6 protein-coding genes are annotated in these 19599 nt (G+C 72.5%); 1 reads left to right on the top strand and 5 read right to left on the bottom strand.

The window, feature by feature from the left end; all coding sequences use genetic code 11:
* Nucleotides 1–17 precede the first annotated feature (17 nt).
* The 5 genes from ACFRMN_RS33645 to ACFRMN_RS33625 form a co-directional block, all read right to left on the bottom strand.
* Nucleotides 18–2252, bottom strand: coding sequence for an FUSC family protein (locus tag ACFRMN_RS33645; protein WP_383027108.1), 2235 nt, complete (start codon nt 2250–2252; stop codon nt 18–20).
* Nucleotides 2253–2529: 277 nt separating this feature from the next.
* Nucleotides 2530–3825 (bottom strand): geranylgeranyl reductase family protein, encoded by a 1296-nt coding sequence (locus ACFRMN_RS33640; protein ID WP_383027035.1) that lies wholly within the window; start codon nt 3823–3825, stop codon nt 2530–2532.
* Between the two features lie 127 nt (nt 3826–3952).
* Nucleotides 3953–4825, bottom strand: coding sequence for a TauD/TfdA dioxygenase family protein (locus ACFRMN_RS33635; RefSeq protein WP_383027032.1), 873 nt, complete (start codon nt 4823–4825; stop codon nt 3953–3955).
* A gap of 100 nt (nt 4826–4925) precedes the next feature.
* Nucleotides 4926–14495 (bottom strand): amino acid adenylation domain-containing protein, encoded by a 9570-nt coding sequence (locus ACFRMN_RS33630; protein WP_383027029.1) that lies wholly within the window; start codon nt 14493–14495, stop codon nt 4926–4928.
* Nucleotides 14492–18535 carry an amino acid adenylation domain-containing protein gene (locus ACFRMN_RS33625; protein ID WP_383027026.1) on the bottom strand — a complete coding sequence of 1348 codons (4044 nt, stop codon included), beginning with the start codon at nt 18533–18535 and terminating at the stop codon, nt 14492–14494. Before ACFRMN_RS33625 ends, ACFRMN_RS33630 begins: the two co-directional genes overlap by 4 nt.
* 475 nt (nt 18536–19010) lie before the next feature.
* Between ACFRMN_RS33625 and ACFRMN_RS33620 the strand changes: the two genes are divergently transcribed.
* Nucleotides 19011–19469, top strand: a complete 459-nt coding sequence (locus tag ACFRMN_RS33620) for a VOC family protein (RefSeq protein ID WP_383027023.1) — start codon at nt 19011–19013, stop codon at nt 19467–19469.
* The last annotated feature ends 130 nt before the right edge of the window (nt 19470–19599 follow it).

Below are 19599 nucleotides of genomic sequence, written 5' to 3'. Positions count from 1 at the left end.
CGAAGTGGCGCCGGCCGTCAGCCGCGCGTGGTCTTGCGCTCCGTGCGGTCGGCGACCGGTACGCCCACGGGGCGCGCGAGGCCCACCACGCCCTCGTCGAGGCGTTGCAGATGGCGCAGTACGCGGGCGGTCACCGTGTCCGAGGGCGGCGCGCCGGAGGCGTCGGTCTTGAGCATGGAGGCGATGCTCGCGCCGGACTCGACCTCGCCCTCGGCTTTCCCGTCCTTGACGCGTGCGGCGAGCACTTCGATGTTGTGGGCGATGCGTCGGCCCGCCCGCTCCAGGCGCGGGTCGGCCGTGACCGTTCTGCTCTGCGGTACCAACTCGGCCGTCGCCGCCAGGGAACGGGCGTGGTAGGCGCAGGTCTCCAGCAGCGCCACCAGATAGCGGACGGTCCGGCGCCGGACGCGCAGCGGCGAGATCGGATGCGTCAACGGCTCGGTGGAGTCGCGCAGATCGTCCAGAGCGGTGTCCAGATCCCGCGCCTTGCTCAGCAGATCGGACGCGGGGCCGCCACTGAGCTGCCGCACCGCAGCCGACACGACATCGCCCAGCCGGTCCAGGACCGTGCCCAGCAGTTCGTCGGTGCGGCGGTCGGTGTGCACCGGCAGCACCAGTACGGCCGCGATGATGCCGCAGGCGGCGCCGAGCGCCGTCTCCTCGATCCGCAGCACCAGCACGGCGAGGGTGTACTTGTTCAGCAGCGTGTAGAGCAGTCCCAGCGTCGCCGTGACGAAGAACGACATGAGCGCGTACGACAACGGCGCGGTGAAGAACATGGCGAAGATGAGGACCAGGACGAGCGTGAACGCCAGCCAGGTGTGATGACCGACCAGTCCCGCCAGCACGACTCCGGCGACCACCCCGAGGACCGTACCGAGCAGCCTGCGGTAGCCCTTGACCAGGATCTCGCCCGTGGACGCGGTGTTGAGGAAGACCACCCAGCAGGTCAGCACCGCCCAGTACCAGCGCTGCGTCGACAGGAACTCACCGCCGACGATGGCCAGGACCGATCCCACGGAAACCTGGAACGCGGCCCGGGTGGTGGGGCGCCGAAGAGCGGCGCGGACTTTCCCCTCGGGCCCCTCGGGCCCCTCGGGCCCCTCGGGCCCCTCAGGTCCCTCGGGCTCTTCGGGACCGGCGAGCGAGACGTCCTCGGCGTCGAACTCCTCGCGCGAGCGGGTGGTCGCCGGTGAGTCGCCGGACTCGTCCTGCGGCCCGTCCAGCGCGAGCCGCAGGCCCAGGACGGCGCGGGCGAGCTCACCGATGCCGCGGAAGACGTCCTGGACGGCGTCCGAGGCGCGCGGCAGTCGCTCCTCGTCGCGGTAGCCGAGCAGCCTGTTGCGTACGTGCGCCAACGCCGTACCGCGGTCGTCGGTTCCCGCCCGGGCCACCAGCAGGCGCAGGGCGTTCAGATCCCGGCGCAGCGTCCCGATCACATCGCCGTCGGCGGCCGTCACCAGGTTGCCCGTGGCGGGCACGGGCGCGTCCGGCAGATGAAGCGTGAGGGTGTCGGCCCGCTCGGCGCTGCGGGCGTTCAGCAGCAGTACACCCAGCCGCTCCGTGGCGATCTCGGCGTCCGCGACCCGGCGTTGCAGCAGCGCCGCCGTGGCCGCGTCGCGTGTGCCTTCCTCCAGCCGGCCCTGGATCATCAGCGCCGCCTCGTGCAGCCGGGCGGTGCGCCGGCGCAGATCGTCGAGGGCCTTCTCCAGATGATCGGGGGTGGCGTCCAGCAGCTCGATCTGACTGGTCACGACCTGGGCCACCCGCGCCCGGAAGGCGTCGCGCAGCCGCTTCAGTACGCGCTGGGGCGTTTCCGGTACGACGGCGAACCGTACGATCGCGCTGCACACGGAAGCGATGGCCAAGGTCGCCCACAGCACGGGCAGATCGGCCGGGCGGGCGCCCACGAACAGGGCGACGAAGTAGATCTGAAAGCCGATCAGCCCCAGGGCGGTACCCCGTTCACCGAATCTGCGGCTGTAGACGGCGGCGAAGATCAGGGCGATGAAGAGCGCGTCACCCGCGATGATCCGGGTGCTGAGCAGCGCTCCCAGGGACATCGCGGCGAGCGCGACCGGCAGACCGAGCGCGAGCGTGATCGCCTGGCCGCGTACCTGCTTCTCCTTGATCGCGAAGGTGGAGACCATCGCCGTCATGGCGCCCGCGACCAGGTAGGTGACGCCGGTGCCGAGCAGGGCGAGGACGAGAAGGGTGAGCGCGATCGCCGCGACCGTACGCAGCCCCGCCATCAGCCGCAGCAGACCCGGGTCGGACGCCGCGAGGCGATCCCAGATACCGGTCCCGGTCCGCCGTGTTCCTGCCCTCACGCTGCCGGACGCTCCTGTTCTCCCGCCGGGTTGCCGGGTTGCCGGGTTCCGCTGTCCGCTGAGGCCCCGCCCGCCGAGTCCCCGCCCGCTCAGGACCTGTCCGCTGAGGCCCTGTCCACGCCTCAGCATCGCACGAGCGGCCACGCCGGACGCGGTCGGCCGGAACCCGCCGCTCCGGTGTCGCGGACGGCCGCCGACCTCAGCGGCGACGTACGGCCGGTGCCGGAACCAGACGGACGACGGTGTTGAGCAGATGGTCGATCATGTCCCGCGAGGGCTTGTCGGTGAGATTGGCGAGCAGCCGGGCCAGGGCCTTGAGCAGGAACGGCGAGCCCATCACGTAGCGGTTCAGGACCGGTTGGAAGCCCGACCTGCTGAAGACGAGGTCGGCGGCGGCATTGCCGAGACGGTAGTAGCGCCCCCAGCGGCGGTTCATCTCCACGGGGTAGTTGAGCAGCACATGCTCACGCCTGGGCCCCTGGGGGAGGGCCAGGGCGAGCGCGGCCCTCTCGGCGGCCACCTCGCCGGCTTCCAGGGCCTGGGCGATGCCCTCACCGTTCCAGGGGCTGATCATGCCCCCCGAGTCACCGACCAGCAGGAGCCCGCGTGTGTACAGCGGATGACGGTTGAAGCCCAGCGGCAGAGCCGCGCTTCTGACGGGGCCTTCCGCGTTCTTCTCCTCACGCAGCCCCCACGCGTGCGGGGTACGGGCGAGCCAGTGGTCCAGCGCGGTCCGCAGATCCGCGTTCCCGTACCGCCGGTGAGGCAGCGCGCCGAGACCGACATTGACCCGGCCGTCGCCCATGGGGAAGATCCAGCCGTAGCCGGGCAGGTAGTGATCGCTCCCCGGGTAGCGCAGATCGGCCCATAGCTCCAGGTACTCGTCCTGGGAGCGGTCCGCGCTGCGGTAGTAACGGCGGGCGGCTGTGGCGATCTGCCTGTTCGGGTCCCGTTGCAGGCCCAGGGCGAGGGCGAGGCGGGCGGAGGCGCCGTCGGCGGCGATGACGATCGGTGCCCGGTAGACCGCGGGCTCCCCGGCCCCGTCCGCCGCTCCCGCTGCCGCCCCCGCCGCCGCGGTGACGCCCGTGACCCGGCCGGCGCGATCGGTCACCGGGCTCGTCACCTTCACGCCCTCGCGCAGCCGGGCTCCGGCGGCGACCGCGCGCCGGGCCAGGATGTCGTCGAAATCGTGCCGGCTGCGCGTGAGACCGAAGTCCGGATAGCTCCCCAGGCCGGGCCAGTCGATATGGACCCGGTGCTCCCCGGCCACCCAGCGCATCCCGCGTGAACGCATCCACCCCGGAGCCTTGATGTCGACGCCCATCCGGACGAGCTGGTGCACCGCCCGAGGGGTCAGCCCGTCGCCGCACACCTTTTCCCGGGGGAAGCGGGTCTTCTCCAACAGCAGGACATCGACGCCCGCTGTGGCCAGATGGTAGGCGGCGGACGAGCCGGCCGGCCCGGCCCCCACCACGATGACCTCGGCTTCGTCCATCGGGAACCCCTTCCTGGGACAACCGGTGCCGCACCGAAGAGGGCAGCCCTGCACGTCATCATCGGTCAGGAAGAGCCGATGCGGAACCTGGCCCCCTCCGGCCGAACCCGCTGTTCGGAAGGAGCCACTAACCCTTGAGCGGGCCGCCGTTGATGGCGACCCGCTGCCCGTAGCGCGCGAACGGGTAGTAGTCGTACGTCGCGTGGTGCTGCACGCAGCGGTTGTCCCAGAACACCAGCGTGTTGGGGCTCCACCGGACACGGCAGCTCAGCAGCGGCCTGTTCGGCACCACGTCGAACAGCATGTCGAGCACGGCCCGGCTCTCGTCGGACGACAGCTGCGGTATCCGCCCGGTGTAGGCCCTGTTGACGTAGAGGATCGGCCGGTTGGTCTCGGGGTGACGCACCACCAGCGGGTGTTCGCTCTTGGGGATCACATATCCCGGCGGCGGGGTGTGGCCCTGAAAGGCGATGAGGCCGTCATGGATGGCGGTCATACCATCCAGGAGGCCGCGCATGGCCGGCGAGAGCATTTCGTAGGCCAGGTGCATATTCGCGAACAGGGTGTCGCCGCCGCTGCCCGTCTCCGGTACGCGGGTGAGGTAGAGCATCGAGCCCAGCGAGGGTTCCGCGTCGGCGGTGCCGTCGGCGTGCCAGCCGTTGCCCGCCACGTTCGCCGCCTCGGGGGTGGTGCTGATCTCCAGGATGTAGGGATCGCCCTCCTCGGGCGGTGGGTTCACCGGGCGCAGCTCGCCGAAGTGGCCGGCGAAACGCTTGTGGTCCTCCTGCGTGAGGATCTGGTCGCGGAAGACCAGGACATGGTGATCGAGGAACGCGGTCCTCACCTCGCGCAGTTGCTCCTCCGACAGTTCCTTCGAGAGGTCGACGCCCGAGACCTCGGCGCCGATGACGGGTGTGAGGGAGCCGACCTCGATGGTCCGGTACCCCCTCGGGGGGCGTGAGGTGACGCGTTCCAGGGCGTCCAGTTCGTACTGCTCCACAACTTCCTCCTGTGAGGTGGGAAATCAGGTTCGGGCTTGAGACGCCGCGCGGATAGGTGGGGCGGCGTCGCGTGCCGATGGGCGGCGTCCGCCCCGGCGATCAGTGGTGCCCGGGCGCGTCATGTGAAGCCGCCTCGTACGAGGCCGAGGCCGCGTTGATGGCCTCGGCCACCGCCCGTACGTACGGCGGCCGGACGACGCCGTAGTGCGTGGTGTCGAGCCGGTGCCAGGAGGTGGGCTCCGGGAGGTACGGCCGCCACAGCGCCCGCTGCTCCTCCGGGGAGCCGAGCGACGGCATGCCCGCCACCGGCCGCTCGGCCAGCCACAGCCGGCTGGGAGTGACGGCGAGCCGTCGCACCCGGTGATCGGCCATGCTGAGCAGATTGGCCCGGCAGCAGTGGGCGAGCCGCTCGGCATAGGCCCGCGCGTGCTCACCGGCCGACGCGCCCCCGCTGTGCCCGAGTTCGGCCGCGAACACCGCTTCGAGCTGTGTCTCGTCGTACGCCTGGAACAGCGCCCCGGCACCTGGCGGCGGCGGGTCGAGCAGATGCAGCGCCTCCACCGGCCGGCCGGCCGCCTCCGACTCCGCGGCCATCTCGGCCGCCACCCAGGCACCGAAGGACCAACCGGCCAGCCGCAGCCGCCACACCGCGTCGGGAAAGCGCGCGAGCAGCGCGGCGCGGTACCGCCGGGCCCGTTCCGCCAGGGACCAGGCCGGCGATACGGGCCGCCGCAGCGCGGGGTCGGCTATGAGACAGACGGTCAGCCGGGGGTCGAGGGCGGACACCAGTGAGCGGTACGCCTGGATGTCACCGCCGACGGGGTGCACCAGGCAGATCACCTCGCGTCCGGTGCCCTCCTGCCAGACCTCCAGTGCCACGTCCGCGCCAACGGATCCGGCCGCCGCCCCCGTGGGAGTCGCCTGGTCGAGTCGCGTCAGGATCTCGTTGAGCGAGACCCGGTGGCTGAGCCACGACAGTTCGAGTTCGACACCGAAGTGGCGTTTGACCTCGCTGATCAGATCCAGCATCGTCAGCGAGTCCGCGCCCAGGTCGTAGAGCGGCACGTCCGGGTCGAGCTGGTCGACGCCCACCCATTCGGACAGCCGCTCGGTGAGGAGACCGGCCGCCGTGTCCCCGGCCGAGCCGGAATCCGCGACAGGCACCGGAACCGGGTCGGCCGCTGATGCCGCGTAGAACACGCGGGACTCGTCCAGAGCGGTCGTGGAGACAAGGAGCTGCGGCAGTCCCAGCCCGACGGCTCGTGCGAACAGCCGCTTCCCCTCGTCCACCGTCAGACCGACCGACACATGTGCCTGATGGCGGGCGTCGGACAGGGGCGCCCGCAGCGCCATCCCGGCCTCACGCCACACATCCCAGTTGACGGTGATCCGCGCGGTGGTCTCGGCGTCGCCCGACCGGTGGTGGGCGAAGCCGTCGAGGAGCGCGTTGGCGGCGGCGTAGTCGAACTGGCCGACGCCGCCGAGCAGCGCCGACATCGACGAACAGTAGACCGCGACCGCCGGCCGGTAACGCTCGATCAACCGCTCCATCAGCAGCGCGCCTTGTACCTTCGCCGCCGTCGACGCCCGCATCGCGGTGGCGTCACGCCGTACGAGCAGGCCGCCGGCCGCCACGCCGGCCGCGTGGACCACGGTGTCGAGCCGAGCGGTCCGACGGCCGATCCGGGACATGATCTCCTCGGGCGCCGACGACGCGAGGTCCGCCTCGATCAGCTCGACCCGGTCGGCCCAGGGCGTCAGTTCCGCCGGGAGCCGGGACGTTCTGGCCAGCAGCAGGACCCGGCCGTCGGTCCGCTCAAGGAGCCAGGACGCGAGGGCGGTTCCGATGCCGCCCGTGCCGCCCAGAATCAGCTGGACGCTCTCCTGGCTCTCCTCTTCGACCAGCGCCATGGGGGCGATTCCGGCCGTTCCGGCCGGGGACACCGGAAGCGTGATCCGCTCCCACCAGTAGCCCTGGCGCAGCGCGAGCTGTCTCGGCAGCCGGGCCTCGGGGCCGGTGTCCCTCCCGGTGTCCCTCCCGGTGTCCCTCCCGGCGTCCGTCCCGGCGTCCGTCCCGGCGTCCGTATAGGCCAGCAACGCGGCCAGGAGCGGAGCCCAGTCGGCCAGGTCGGCGCCGGGCAGATCCAGCCAGTGACCGTCCACCGGCCCCTCCTGCGGTGCCACCTCGACGGCACCGGCCAGCAGGTTCAGCTCCGGCCGCGGTACGGAGCCCTCCACCGGTCTGGCGCGGTACGACAGCCACCACGGCCGCACCCTTGGTGCCCCGGGCCCGGCGGCGACGGCCCGTACCAGCGCGGCCGGCGCGTCGAGGCATGCCCGGTGGGCGCGCGCCAGTGTGTCGGAACCGACCGGGCCCTCGACAGCCAGCGGCAGCGCGTGCAGCCAGTCGATGCCGTCCCGGCCCGCTTCCGCGAGCGCGTCGAGCAGATGGCGCACCGACACATGGTCGGCCGGGTCGACCTCGAAGTCGTCGTCGCCCCGCCGGGCGAACGCGCCGGCCGCGCTGACCCGTACCACCCGGGCGTAGACCGCCTCGAAGGCGCGGAGGGCCCCGGGAGGTGCCGGACGATCCGTCATCACCACCAGCAGACGGGAGGTAGGTGACGCGGTGCCGGTGCCGGGGGCGGCGCGGCGCAGTCGTGCCCAGTGGGGCTGGTGGAGCCAGTCGGCCTCCGGAAGCCGTCGCGGCCCCTCGCCGCCCGCCGTATCGAGCGGGCTCGCCGTATCGAGCGGGCTCGCCGGCCCCGTGGTGCGCGCGAAGTCGTACTCCGCCCACTCGAAGGCGGGCGGCGGGAAGTCCCATGGCGCCTGCGCGGGCCCGGCCGGCCAGTCGATCCGCCGTCCGGCACGCCAGGCGTCGGCCAGCTCCTCCGCCGTACGGTCCGCCGCCGTGACCGGTTCCCCGGCCGATTCCCCGGCCGGTTCCTGGGTGACGGTGGCCGGGACCGCCGTACGCAGCCACTCCACCGCGGTCGACACGTCCGGGCAGACCGCCGCGATCCGCAGGCGCCGCGCCGGCCGGCCCGCCCGCAGGTGACGCAGCACTGTCCCGTACGTCTCGGGACGGGCGGTCAGATAGTCGGCGATCCGGGCGGCGTCCGTACGCAGCCCGGCCTCGCTATTGCTCGACAGCACCAGGCAGGGTTCCATGGCGGCCGGCGCGGTCGGGTCGCCCCGTTCAGCCGCTTCGAGAAGGACATGGGCGTTGGTACCACCGATCCCGAAGCTGCTGACCGCCGCCACCCGGTCGCGCCCGGCGGGCCAGGGCCGCGCCTCGGTCGGGATGTAGAACGGCGTCGGGTCCGGGCCGATGCGGGGATTGAGGGCGTGGAAATCGGCGTGCGGCGGAATGAGGCCGTGGTGCACGGCGAGGGTGGCACGCACCAGCCCGACCACGCCGGCGGCGGCGCCCAGATGACCTATCTGGCTCTTGACCGAGGTCAGGGCACAGCGACCGGATTCCGCCAGGTCGAACGCCTGCCGCAGAGCGCCGACCTCGACCGGGTCGCCCAGCCGGGTGCCGGTGCCATGGGCTTCGACATAGCCCAGGTCGGCCCCGCCGCGGCCGGCGCGGCGCAGGGCCGCGCGGATCACCTCACGCTGGCCGGAGAGTGAGGGCGCGCTGTAACTGAGCTTGTCGGAACCGTCGTTGTTGATGGCCGAGCCGGTGATCACCGAGTAGACGGTGTCGCCGTCGCGCCTGGCCAGTCCCAGGGGCTTGAGCACCACCACGCCGACACCGCTGGCGCCGATGGTGCCGCTCGCGTCGTCGCTGAAGGCCCGGCAGTGTCCGTCCACGGAGAAGATGTGCTGCGGCCGGTAGCGGTATCCGTCGGTCAGCTCCGTATCGACCAGTACCCCGCCGGCCAGCATCACGTCGGCGTCGCCCTGGCGCAGCAGCCCGGCGGCGAGGTGGACGGCGACCAGGGAACTGGCGCACGCCGCCTGGGCGGTGAAGGCGGGTCCCGTCAGGCCCAGGTGGTAGGCGGCCTTCGTCGCGAGGAAGTCCTTCTCGTGGTGCAGGGCCAGCTGGAACCCGTCGGGCAGCTGCCCGGGGTCGGCCTCGCGCAGCATGGCCTGGAAGTAGGTGTTCTCACCGGCACCGGCGACCAGCCCGACGCGCCGGGTGGAGGGGTCGGCGATTCCTGCGTGCGCCAGCGCGTCGGCACAGCTCATGAGCAGATGGCGCTGCTGCGGGTCCATCAGCCTGGCCTCCTGCCGGCTGATGCTGAAGTGGTCCGGGTCGAAGGCCAGCAGACCGTCCATCTGGCTGCGCGCCCCGACGACGCCGTCGGGGGCGTCGAAGTGCTCGATACCGCTGCCGCCCGTCTTCACCATGTCCCAGAAGGCGGACAGGTCCGGGGCGCCGGGCAGCCGGACCGCCATGCCGATGACGGCGATCGGTTCGTCGGCCGCGGTGGCCGCTCTGGCCGCTGTGGCGGCTGTGGCCGCCGTGGTGGCGCCGTCCGTGTCGTACCTCGGCGCCTGCCCGTCGAGGAAGCGTGCCAGCGCACGGATCGTGACGTGTTCGAACAGGTCGGCGACGGTGAAGCGCAGGCCCAGTTCGGTGGTGCAGCGCAGGTGGAAGCGCATCAGTCCCAGGCTCGACGCGCCGGCGTCGAAGAAGGTCTGACCGGGGCCGATGGCCGAGCCGGTCACCGCCTCGAACGCCTCGGCGAGCTCAGTCTCTCGCAGTGAGAGCGCGTGCGACGGGACGTCCCCGAGGACGGTCGGCACGTCGGGCCCACGCCATAGCTCCTCGCCCGGGGCGCGCAGGGCGCCATCGCGGTCCAGCTTGCCGCTGGGGGTACGCGGCAGGGCGGCCAGCAGCCGAAAACGGTTGATCCGTACATGGGGCGGCAGCAGGGGTGCCAGATGGGCCGTGAGAGACCGCGCGGTCAGCGTCCGGCCCGGTGTCTGGTCCGGTGCCCTGTCCGGTGCCCGGCCTCGCGTCCGGTCGCGGCGCTGGACGCAGGCCACCAGCTCGTCGCCGTCACGCACCACCACGGCCTGGACGATCTCCGGGTGCCGCAGCAGCGCCGCCTCGACCTCTCCCAGCTCCAGCCGGTGTCCGCTCAGCTTGATCTGATCGTCGTCCCGGCCCCGGTAGTGCAGCAGGCCCTCCCGGTCGAAGCTCGCCCGGTCGCCGCTGCGGTAGAAGAGCCCGAGACCGGGCAGCTCCACGAATCGCGCGTCGTTGAGCTCCGAGTCGTCCAGATAGCAGCGGGCGGCCATCGTTCCGCCGATCAGCAGCTCACCGGTGCGGCCCGGCGGCGCCGGCTCACCCGCCCCGTCCACCACCCGCAGTACCGCGCCCGCCACCGGCCGGCCGATGGCCGGGCGGTCCGGCCAGCGCGCCGGGTCGCCGTCGAGAAGCAGGGCGCTCACCACATGGGTCTCGGTCGGGCCGTAGTGGTTGAACAGCCGCGCGCCCGGCATGCCCGCGAACCAGCGGCGGATCGCCTCGGTGCACACCAACTGCTCGCCCGCCGTCACCACCTCCCGCAGCCGCGAGGGGTACCGGCCCAGGTGTACGGCGTGCTCGGCGAGGAGCTGGAGCGCCACATAGGGCATGAAGACGCGCTCCACACCCGCCGATTCCAGCTGATCGAGGAGAGCGGGGGCGTCCTGCCGCCAGCCGGGCCGCACCAGGTGCAGACAACCCCCGGTCCACAGGGTCCCGAAGATCTCCTGGAAGGACACGTCGAAGGAGAGCATGGAGAACTGCTGGGTGACGGCGGGTGCCGCCAGACCGCCCGACTCCGCCTGCCACTGCAACAGGTTGCACAGAGTGCGGTCGGACACCCGCACCCCCTTCGGCGTGCCCGTGGAGCCCGAGGTGAACAGGGTGTAGAGCGGACGGGCACCGTCGTGCGACGGAGAGGCGGGCGGTACGGCCGGGGCGGGGGCGGTCGACAGCGTGACCACGTGCCGTACGGTGCCGCCCGGATCGACGGCGTCGAACGCCGCGTCACCGCCGGGCGTGAGCAGCACGCAGAGCGGATCCACCCGCTCCAGGATCCGCCGCAGCAGCGCCGGCGGGTAGGACGGGTCGAGCGGCACGATCGTCAGATTGAGCCGGGCCAGCGCCAGGAGCGCCACCACATGCTCGACCGAGGGTTCGAGGAACAGCGCGACATGGCAAGGCCGGTCGCCCTCTTCCGGCAGCGGGTGGTCCGACCGCAGCTCGGCGGCGAGCGTCGCCGCGCGGGCGTCGAGTTCGGCGTAGCTGACGGTTACGTCACCGCTCATCAGGGCCGGCGCGCCGGGCGTACGCGCGACCTGCCGCGCGAAGCCCTCCGCCACTGTCGTACAGATCAGGGGCACCGGCTCGGCGCGGCCGGGCTCGGGCAGCGCGCGCCGGTACGGGGCCGCCAGCTCGGCCGGGGTGGTGCTCGCCCCGTCGGCGAGCAGATCCAGGGCGCGCCCGAACAGGGCGGCCATCGCCTCCACTTCGGCGGCCTCGAAGTGGTCGTCGGCGTACTCCCACAGGCAGTCGAGACCGTCCGGCCGCTCGACGACGGACAGTGTCATCGGGCACTTGGCCTCGGCCGGCGCCCACCACAGGGGCTGGGAGGAGCAGTCGGGCAGCGCCAGCGCGCCGAAGTCGGTGTTCTCCAGAACGAACAGGAAGTCGAACGGCGCCCCACCGGCGCCCGCCCCACGGCCGGCCGGTACGTCGGACAGTACGTCGGCCAGCGCCACATCCTGCCGGTCGAGTATTTCCCGGGCACCGGCACCCAGGCGCAGCAGCTGGGCGCGCGGCTCCTCGCGCGGTGCGACGGTCAGCGGCAGCAGGACGGTGTTGGCGAACATGCCGACACTGGCCTCGAACTCGCGGACCGGGCGGTTGGCCACGGGACCGGCGACGCGCGGACGGGTCAGGCCGGTCACCCCGTACAGGCTCCAGGCGAAGACGCCGAGCAGCAACTGGAAACGTGTCAGGCCCAGTTCGGCACAGAGCCGGTCCACGGAGGCGCGGCGTACGGCGTCGAGCGAGGTGTGCAGCAGCCGCCCCGGCGAGAACGGCCGGGAGCCCGCCGCTCCCGCCGCCCCCGGCGGCTCGACCGGTTCGCCCGGCTCGTCCAGCCCGGCGTAGTGGGCGCGCAGCTCGGCGCGCTGGGCCAGGTACGCGGGTCTGGAGAACCACTCGGCCTGCCAGACGGCGTAGTCGAGCGGGGTCGGCGCCCCGGAGCCGGACGGGGGTACGGGGCCCACCGCGTCCGGTGCGTCCGTGCCCCGCAGCGCGTCGGCGTACCCGGCCGACAGATCCGCCAGCAGCACATTGAGCGACCAGCCGTCGACCGCGATGTGGTGCAGGTGCAGCAACAGCAGGCCGCCACCGTCCCGGGGCAGCCAACTCGCCCGCAGCATCCGGGGCTCGGCCAGCTCGAAGGGCCGGCCGAAGAACCGGTCGGCATAGGCCCGCCCGCGCGTGTCCTCGCCGTCCGTTCCTCCCTCATGGAGCGCTTCCGGACCGTGGCCGGTCCCCGCCCCGTCGTCGGGGCAGGTCCGCGCCCCGTCATCGTGGCCGGTACACGGGGCGTCATCGGGATCGGTCCACGGGTCGTACGGCTCGCCCACGACCTGGCGCAGCCCCTCGGGCGTCGCCTCGAAGGCCGTACGCAGCGCCGGGTGACGCTCCACCAGTCCCCGCAGCGACCGCCGCAGCGCGACCGCGTCGATCGTCCCCTCCAGCCGGAAGACCTGCCCCACGTGGTAGGCCCGGGACCCCGGCGTCCGCTGGTGCAGGAGCCACAGGCGCTGCTGTTCGCTGGTGGCCGGAGCCGTACGCGCCCCCGCCGGGGCGGCCGGCACCGGACAGGGCGGGTCACCGGCGCTCCCGGCCCTGTCGATCGCCTCGGCGATCTCGGCGAGGTTCCCGTCGAGGACGACCGCCTGGGGCAGCTCGCGGCCCCAGCGCCGCCGTACCTCGAAGCGCAGCCGCAGGGCCTTGAGCGAGTCGCCGCCGACGGCGATCCAGCGGTCGTCGAGGCGCGCTTCCGGCACCCGCAGGATCTCGGCGGCCAGGCCAAGCACCTCGCGCTGCCAGGCGGTGGCGGCCCGCCGCTCGCCCCGCGGGCTCCGCCAGGGGCGATGGCCGGCGCGCGCCAGCGCGGCCTGGTCGACCTTGCCGTTGGCGTTACGGGGGAGCGCGTCCACGACGTGAATGTGGTGCGGGCGCATATACGTCGGCAGCCCGGCCATGAGATGGCGGTCGAACTCCTCGAAGGACAGCTCCTCGCCCAGCACCACATAGGCCAGCAGCTCGTTGGGTCCGTGCTCGCCGTCGCGGCGGGTACAGACGTACGCCTGGCGTACGGCGGGGTGCGCGACGATCCGCCGCTCCAGCTCGCCGGGTTCGATACGGAAGCCGCGGACCTTCACCTGGCGGTCGGCGCGGCCGACATACTCGACCAGGCCGTCCGCGTCGGCGCGTACGAGGTCGCCGGTGCGGTAGTGCGGCGCCCGACCGCCGTCGTGCCAGGGGAGCCGGACAAAGCGGCGCGCCGTCTCCTCGGGCAGATTGCGGTAGCCGGCCGCGAGACCGTCGCCCGCCAGCAGGAGCTCCGCCGTCTCACCGGGCGCGGCCACACGCGTGGTGCCGGGGACCACCAGCAGCACATCGGTCCCCGGCAACGCCCGGCCGATCGGCACCCGGTCCCCGTCGAAGTCGCGCGGGACGGGATGGCACAGAGCGAAGGTGGTCGACTCCGTCGGCCCGTAGACGTTGTGGAGCCGGGTGGCGCTCGCCGTGTTGTGGCCGTACCAGCGGCGTATCACACGGGCGTTGAGCTGCTCGCCGCCCACCAGGACCTGCCCGACCCCGGCGAAGCAGTCGGGCACCGCGTCGACCACCGCGTTGAACAGCGCCACCGTGACGAACGTCGTATCGATACGCTCGCGCACCAGCGCCGCCGCCAGCTCGTGCGGTGTCTGGACCGCCTCGTCGCCGAGGATCACACAGCAGCCGCCGGTCAGCAGCGGTACCCAGACCTCGAAACTCAGCGCGTCGAACGCCGGATTGGACAGACAGGCGAAGCGCGCGCCCTTCGCCTGCCGGATGTATCCGGGCCGGGCGAGGCGCAGGATCCCGGCGTCCCGTACCTCGACGCCCTTGGGGCGGCCCGTCGTTCCCGAGGTGTAGAAGAGAAAGGAGACCGGCGCGCCGGTGAACGGCGGCTCGGGCTGGGCCTGTTGACCGTGGTCCGCCGCGAGGAGCCCGGCCACCGGCAGCGGCCGTACGGAGTCCGGCAGGCCGTCCGGGGCCGCCGTCCCCGCGTGAATCACCGCCACACCGGCCGAGTCCGTCAGGATGTGACGGCGGCGCTCCGGCGGGCTCTGCGCGTCGAGCGGTACGACCCGGGCGCCGAGCCGCAGGATGCCGAGCATGGCGCAGACCAACTGCCAGGAGCGGGGCAGCGCGAGGGCCACCGCCTGGCCGGGACGGACACCGGCGCGGCGCAGCGCCCCGGACACCGCCGCGCCGATGGCGTCGAGTTCGGCGTAGTCGATCCGCCGGTCGCCGTCAACCAGCGCGACCGCCCCCGGGGTGCGCAGGGCCTGCTCGTACACCCCCTGCGCCACACCAGTCACGGGCGCGGACGCGGGCGCGGACGCGGAGAGGTCCGTTCCGGCTCGCATCATGCCTCCAGGGCGACGGACGGACCGGCCTGCCGCACCGCACTCGGTGGTTCGTCGCCCGGCGGGGCGGGGGCGGCGGACATCCGGGTCAGTTCCGCCGCGATCAGCTCGGCCACCCGAGGCACCTGGTCGCTCTCCAGCATGTCCCAGTGACCGCACTCCACCGGTTCGGCCAACAGACCCCCATCGGCCCGCCGTTGCCAGAAGGCGCGTACGTCCGAGCCGTCCTCGCCGTCGGCGGTGGCCTGTACGAGAACCAGCCGGGCCGCTGACGCGGGCACCCGGTAGTCGCGGGCGGTCATCCGGTTGTGGTTGTAGATACGGAAGTACCGGTCGATCTGGTCGTCCTCGATGCCCGGGTACATCCCGTTGAACCTGACCAGCTTCTCCCGGAACTCGGCGGCGTCCACCGGCTCGATCGCGGTGCGTTCCGCCGCGTCCTCCGTACCGTGCGTGTCGAGCAGGACCACGCTCAGCCGGGTGTGTCCGGCCGACGCCAGCCGGCGTCCCATCTCATGCGCGATCAGCCCCCCGTAGGAGAGTCCGCACAGGACCAGCGACTCGTCGGGCCCCGGATCGACACGCTTCAGATACTCCTCCGCCATGGCCTCGACGGTGGTCAGCGGTATCTCACCGGCGTTGATGCCGGGGGACTGGATGCCGAGCACGCCGACCGACCCGGGCAGCGCGGCGGCCAGCGGCAGATAGCAGAAGGCGGTCCCGCCGGCCGGGTGGACACAGACCACCCGCTGCCGCCCCCCGTCGGCCGCGCGGAACTCGATCAGGTTGTCGCCCGGCCTGCCGGGCGCCGCCCCCTTCCGCAGCCGCTCGGCCAGCGCCTCGATGGTCGGGTGCAGCATGAGCTCGCGGATCGGCAGGGTCTCGCCGAACTCCTCCTGGACGCTGTGGGCCACCTTGATGGCGGATATCGAGGTGCCGCCCAGAGCGAAGAAGTCGTCCGTGACGCCGATGGCGGGATGGAGCAGCAGTCGTGTCCAGATCCGGTGCAGCGCCATCTCCACGTGATCGCGCGGAGCGGCCGTGTTGACCTGGGCGGGCAGCGCGGACCGGGAACTCTCCAGCAGCGTCTTGCGGTCCAGCTTGCCGCTCCGGTTCAGCGGCAGGCGCGGGAGTTCGACGAAGACCGAGGGGATCATGTAGTCCGGCAGTCGCTCGGAGAGCGCCGCGCGCCACTCGTACGGGGGCAGGGCGGTCGCGTCTCCCCGGCCGACGCCCGCCACCAGCCGCGGTCCGCCGGGGGCGTCGCGGTCGGCGAGTACGGCCGCCTCCCGTACGCCGGGCAGCGCCAGCAGCGCCGCCTCCACCTCGCCCGGTTCGATACGGAAGCCCCGCAGCTTGAGCTGGTCGTCGAGACGGCCCACGTATACGGCGTTGCCGTCCGGCAGCCAGCGGGCCAGGTCGCCGGTGCGGTACATGCGCTCGCCGAGCACGAAGGGGTCGGGGACGAACCGTTCGGCCGTCAGATCCGGGCGGCGCACATAGCCGCGGGCCAGACTCGCACCCGCGATACAGACCTCGCCCGCCACCCCGGGCGGTACCGGCCGCAGCCGCTCGTCCAGCAGATAGAGACGGGTGCCGGGGAGCGGCCGGCCGATCGGGCAGGGCCGGTCCAGCGGCCGCGGATCGGTATAGGCGGTGCTGTAGAGCGTGGCCTCGGTCGGCCCGTACCCGTAGCAGATACGCAGACCGGGCAGGGCCTGCCGCATGCGGTACAGCGCCATCTCGGGAAGGGACTCCACCCCGGTCAGCAGCTGACGCAGGGCCAGTCCCCTCAGACGGGCCTCGGGAGCCTCGTCGATCCACTTGACATAGGACGGGGGCAGGAACGCCGTCGCGACGCGGTGTTCACGCATCCAGCCCATCAGCGCCTCCGGGTCGCCGCGCAGCTCGTCCGGGACCAGATGGAGGACGGCGCCGGTGGTGAGCGGCAGCAGGATCTCGTGCACCGAGGCGTCGAAGCCGATGCTCGACCAGGCCGACGCGGCCTCGCCTGGCACCTCCCCGAACCGGGCCAGCCACTGGTCGAAGAGATGGGTGACGGAGGCGTGCGTCACCACCACACCCTTGGGCCGGCCGGTGGAGCCTGAGGTGTAGATGACATATGCCGGATCCGAGGGGCGGGCCGCGATCCCGGGGGCGTGATCGCGCCGCCCCTCGGCCTCGACGGCGGTCAGGGACCGCCAGTCCGCGCCCGGTGCGCCCGGCGTGCCCGGTGTGTCCGTTGCGCTCGGCGCGCGCGGTGTGTCGGGGAAGTCGCTCAGTACCAGTACGGGCGCGGCGTCCTCGACCATGGCGGCGAGCCGCCCGGCGGGCTGGCCCGGATCGAGCGGCAGATAGGCGGCGCCCGCAGCGAGGATGCCGAGGACACCCACGACCAGCTCCGTCGACCGCCCCGCGTGCAGACCCACCACCTGGCCCGGTCCGGCGCCACGGCCGATCAGAGCGTGGGCCAGCCGGTTGACGCGCCGCTCCAGCGTGGCGTAGTCGAGCCGTTCGCCCGCGTGGACGAGGGCGGCGCCGCCGGGGCGGGTCCGCACCTGCGCCTCGAAGCGCTCGATCAGGCCGCCGGGCCGGGAGGCCGGGGGCGCCCCGGTCTCCTCGGCGGTGCTCCAGTTCGCCAGCAGCTCCCGGCGCTCCCGCGCGTCCATGAGAGCGACGTCCGCGACCTCCCGGCCGGGCTCCGCGGCCAGCCACGCCAGTACCCGAGGCAGATAGCGCGCGTACCGCTCCACCGTCTCGTGGTCGAACAGGGCACTGGCGTAGTCCAGATCACCGACGACCCGGCCGTCCTCCTCCGTCAGCGCGAGCACCAGATCGAACTTGGCCGGCGCGTACGGGATGTCAAGCGGCTCCACCTCCACGTCCGGCAGGTCGAGCAGCCCCCGCAGCGAAGGAACCCAGGCGAACATGGTCTGGAACAGCGGGGTGTGGGCGGCGCTGCGCGGCGGATTGACGAGTTCCACCACGCGCTCGAAGGGCAGGTCGACATGGTCCAGGGCGCCGCGGAGGGTGCCGTGCACCCGCCCCAGGAGGTCGGCCCCGGTCGGGGATCCCGACAGGTCGACCCGTAGCGCGAGGGTGTTGACGAAGAAGCCCATCAGTCCGGCGACATCACCGCGCCTACGGTTCGCCGTGGGGGCTCCGACAACGATGTCGGACTGCCCGGTCAGACGCGACAGCAGCAGGGACCAGCCGGTCAGAAGGGTCGAGTACAGAGTGGTGCCGTGCCGCTGGGCGAGAGCCTTCAGAGCCGCGGTGAGCTCCTTGTCGAGCGAGACCCGCACCCGGCCACCGCGGTAGTCCAGCGCGGCGGGGCGCGGCCGGTCGGTGGGCAGTTCGAGCAGGGGCGGGGCGTCGGCCAGGGTCCGCGCCCAGTACGCGCCCTGCCCGGCGGGCTCCTCGCCGGCCATCCACTCCCGCTGCTCGCGGGCGTAGTCGGAGTACTGCCAGGTCAGCTCCGGCAGCGCGGGCTCCTCACCGCGCAGCAACGCGGTGTAGAGCAGGCCCAGTTCACGCAGCATGATGTTTCTGGACCAGCCGTCGAACACGATGTGATGCACCGTGATGAGCAGCACATGGTGGTGCGCGGCCAGCACCAGCAGCCGGCCGCGGGCCGGCGGGCCCCGGCGCAGATCGAACGGAGCGATGGATTCGTCGAGTTGCCGGGCGGCGAGCCGCGCGTCGGCGTCCGCGTCCGGATGCCCGGTCAGGTCCTCCACCACGAGCGTGAAACCGGTGTCCGGCGGATCGATCCGCTGGTACGCCTCGCCCGCCACGGGGATGAAGCGGGTACGCAGCGCCTCGTGCCGGGCGACCAGCGCGTCCAGCGCGCGGACCAGCGCCGCGCGGTCCAGCGGACCCCGCAGCGCGAACGCCACCGGCTCGTTGTACGCCGCGTTGGCGCCGTCCATCTGCGCCAGCACCCACAGTCGCTCCTGCGCCAGGGACAGCGCCGGAGGTGTCTGTCCGGTCGTGCGGGTGGCGGCCGAGGCCGTGGTCTGGGAGGTGCGTATAGCCGACAAGACCAGCCCTTTCCCCTGGGGGAGGCTCAGTGCGGAGGTGGGATCGCGGCGGTGCCTGAGTGGGTGGGTCGAGGCGCCGGCGATCGTTCCTCGTACGCATCAACCCGCACGCGTCAACCCGTACGTATCAACCGGGACGAGTCAGCCGGCCGGGCGCGGAATCGGGGTGTCTCGTCCGTACACCCGCGCCTTGTGCTCACCAGTTTGATCAGCATGTGCCTTCAATCACTCGCGTCGCTCATGTCACTGGCATCACTGTCGGGATGATGATTGGACAAGTCTTCGATCATGTCAATGGCGGCCTGAGGCAGGGCTGTTCAGCCGTGAGCCGGCGTCACCGACGGTCCGTACGACGCGGGCGGTGAGGATGTTCGAACGTGCCCGAGTCCGGACACCGAGTTGCCCGGGTACTCCGCGGCCAGCAGGGTGGAGGCGACTGCCTCGACTCCCCGCAGGCCGAAAGAGGGCGACACCCATGGCGAAGCGAGAGGATCTGCCGGCCCCCGCGCAGGGGCTGGTGCTGACACACTTCCTGACCGTGCGGGACGTGCGTGTCTCCAGCCGCTTCTACGCGGACATCCTCGGCGGCGAGGTGGTGCTCGAGCAGAACCCGGGCATCGTGAGGATCGCCAACGGCTGGATCATCATGAACCCCGGCGGCGGGCCGACCCCGGACAAGCCCGAGGTCGTCCTCACCCCGCCAGAGCCCGGCGACCCCGTGTCGTCGTTCCTCAATGTGCGGGTCGCCGATCTGGCCGCGTTCTACGAGCAGGCCACCGCCAAGGGCGCGCACTTCCTGACCGAACCGCTCGACCGCAAGGCCGAGCTGCGCTGCTATCTGCGCGATCCCGACGGCTATCTGGTGGAGGTGGGGCAGGCGACCGGCATGCTGCGCGGCGTGTTCGCCGATCCCTCGCCCGCCGACGCGGGCTAGGTCCTGTCTTCAAAGTAGCGCCGTCCGCCCGGAGGGCGGGCTCGGCGCCCGCCGCGGCAGCGGCAAGATGTCGCCGCGGTGCGTGCGATCGCAAGGCGGAGGGTCGCCCCAGTACTGGATGTACTGGGGT

Source organism: Streptomyces sp. NPDC056835 (assembly GCF_042789485.1).
Classification (GTDB): domain Bacteria; phylum Actinomycetota; class Actinomycetes; order Streptomycetales; family Streptomycetaceae; genus Streptomyces.
Note: the sequence above shows the minus strand (reverse complement) of the source record. Positions and strands in the feature narration are given on the sequence as shown.

What these genes read in the sequence shown, in the direction of transcription:
- ACFRMN_RS33640 (WP_383027035.1), bottom strand. Translation starts at nt 3,825, where the DNA reads ATGGACGAAGCCGAGGTCATCGTGGTGGGGGCCGGGCCGGCCGGCTCG.
- ACFRMN_RS33620 (WP_383027023.1), top strand. Translation starts at nt 19,011, where the DNA reads ATGGCGAAGCGAGAGGATCTGCCGGCCCCCGCGCAGGGGCTGGTGCTG.
- ACFRMN_RS33630 (WP_383027029.1), bottom strand. Translation starts at nt 14,495, where the DNA reads ATGATGCGAGCCGGAACGGACCTCTCCGCGTCCGCGCCCGCGTCCGCG.
- ACFRMN_RS33645 (WP_383027108.1), bottom strand. Translation starts at nt 2,252, where the DNA reads ATGGCGGGGCTGCGTACGGTCGCGGCGATCGCGCTCACCCTTCTCGTC.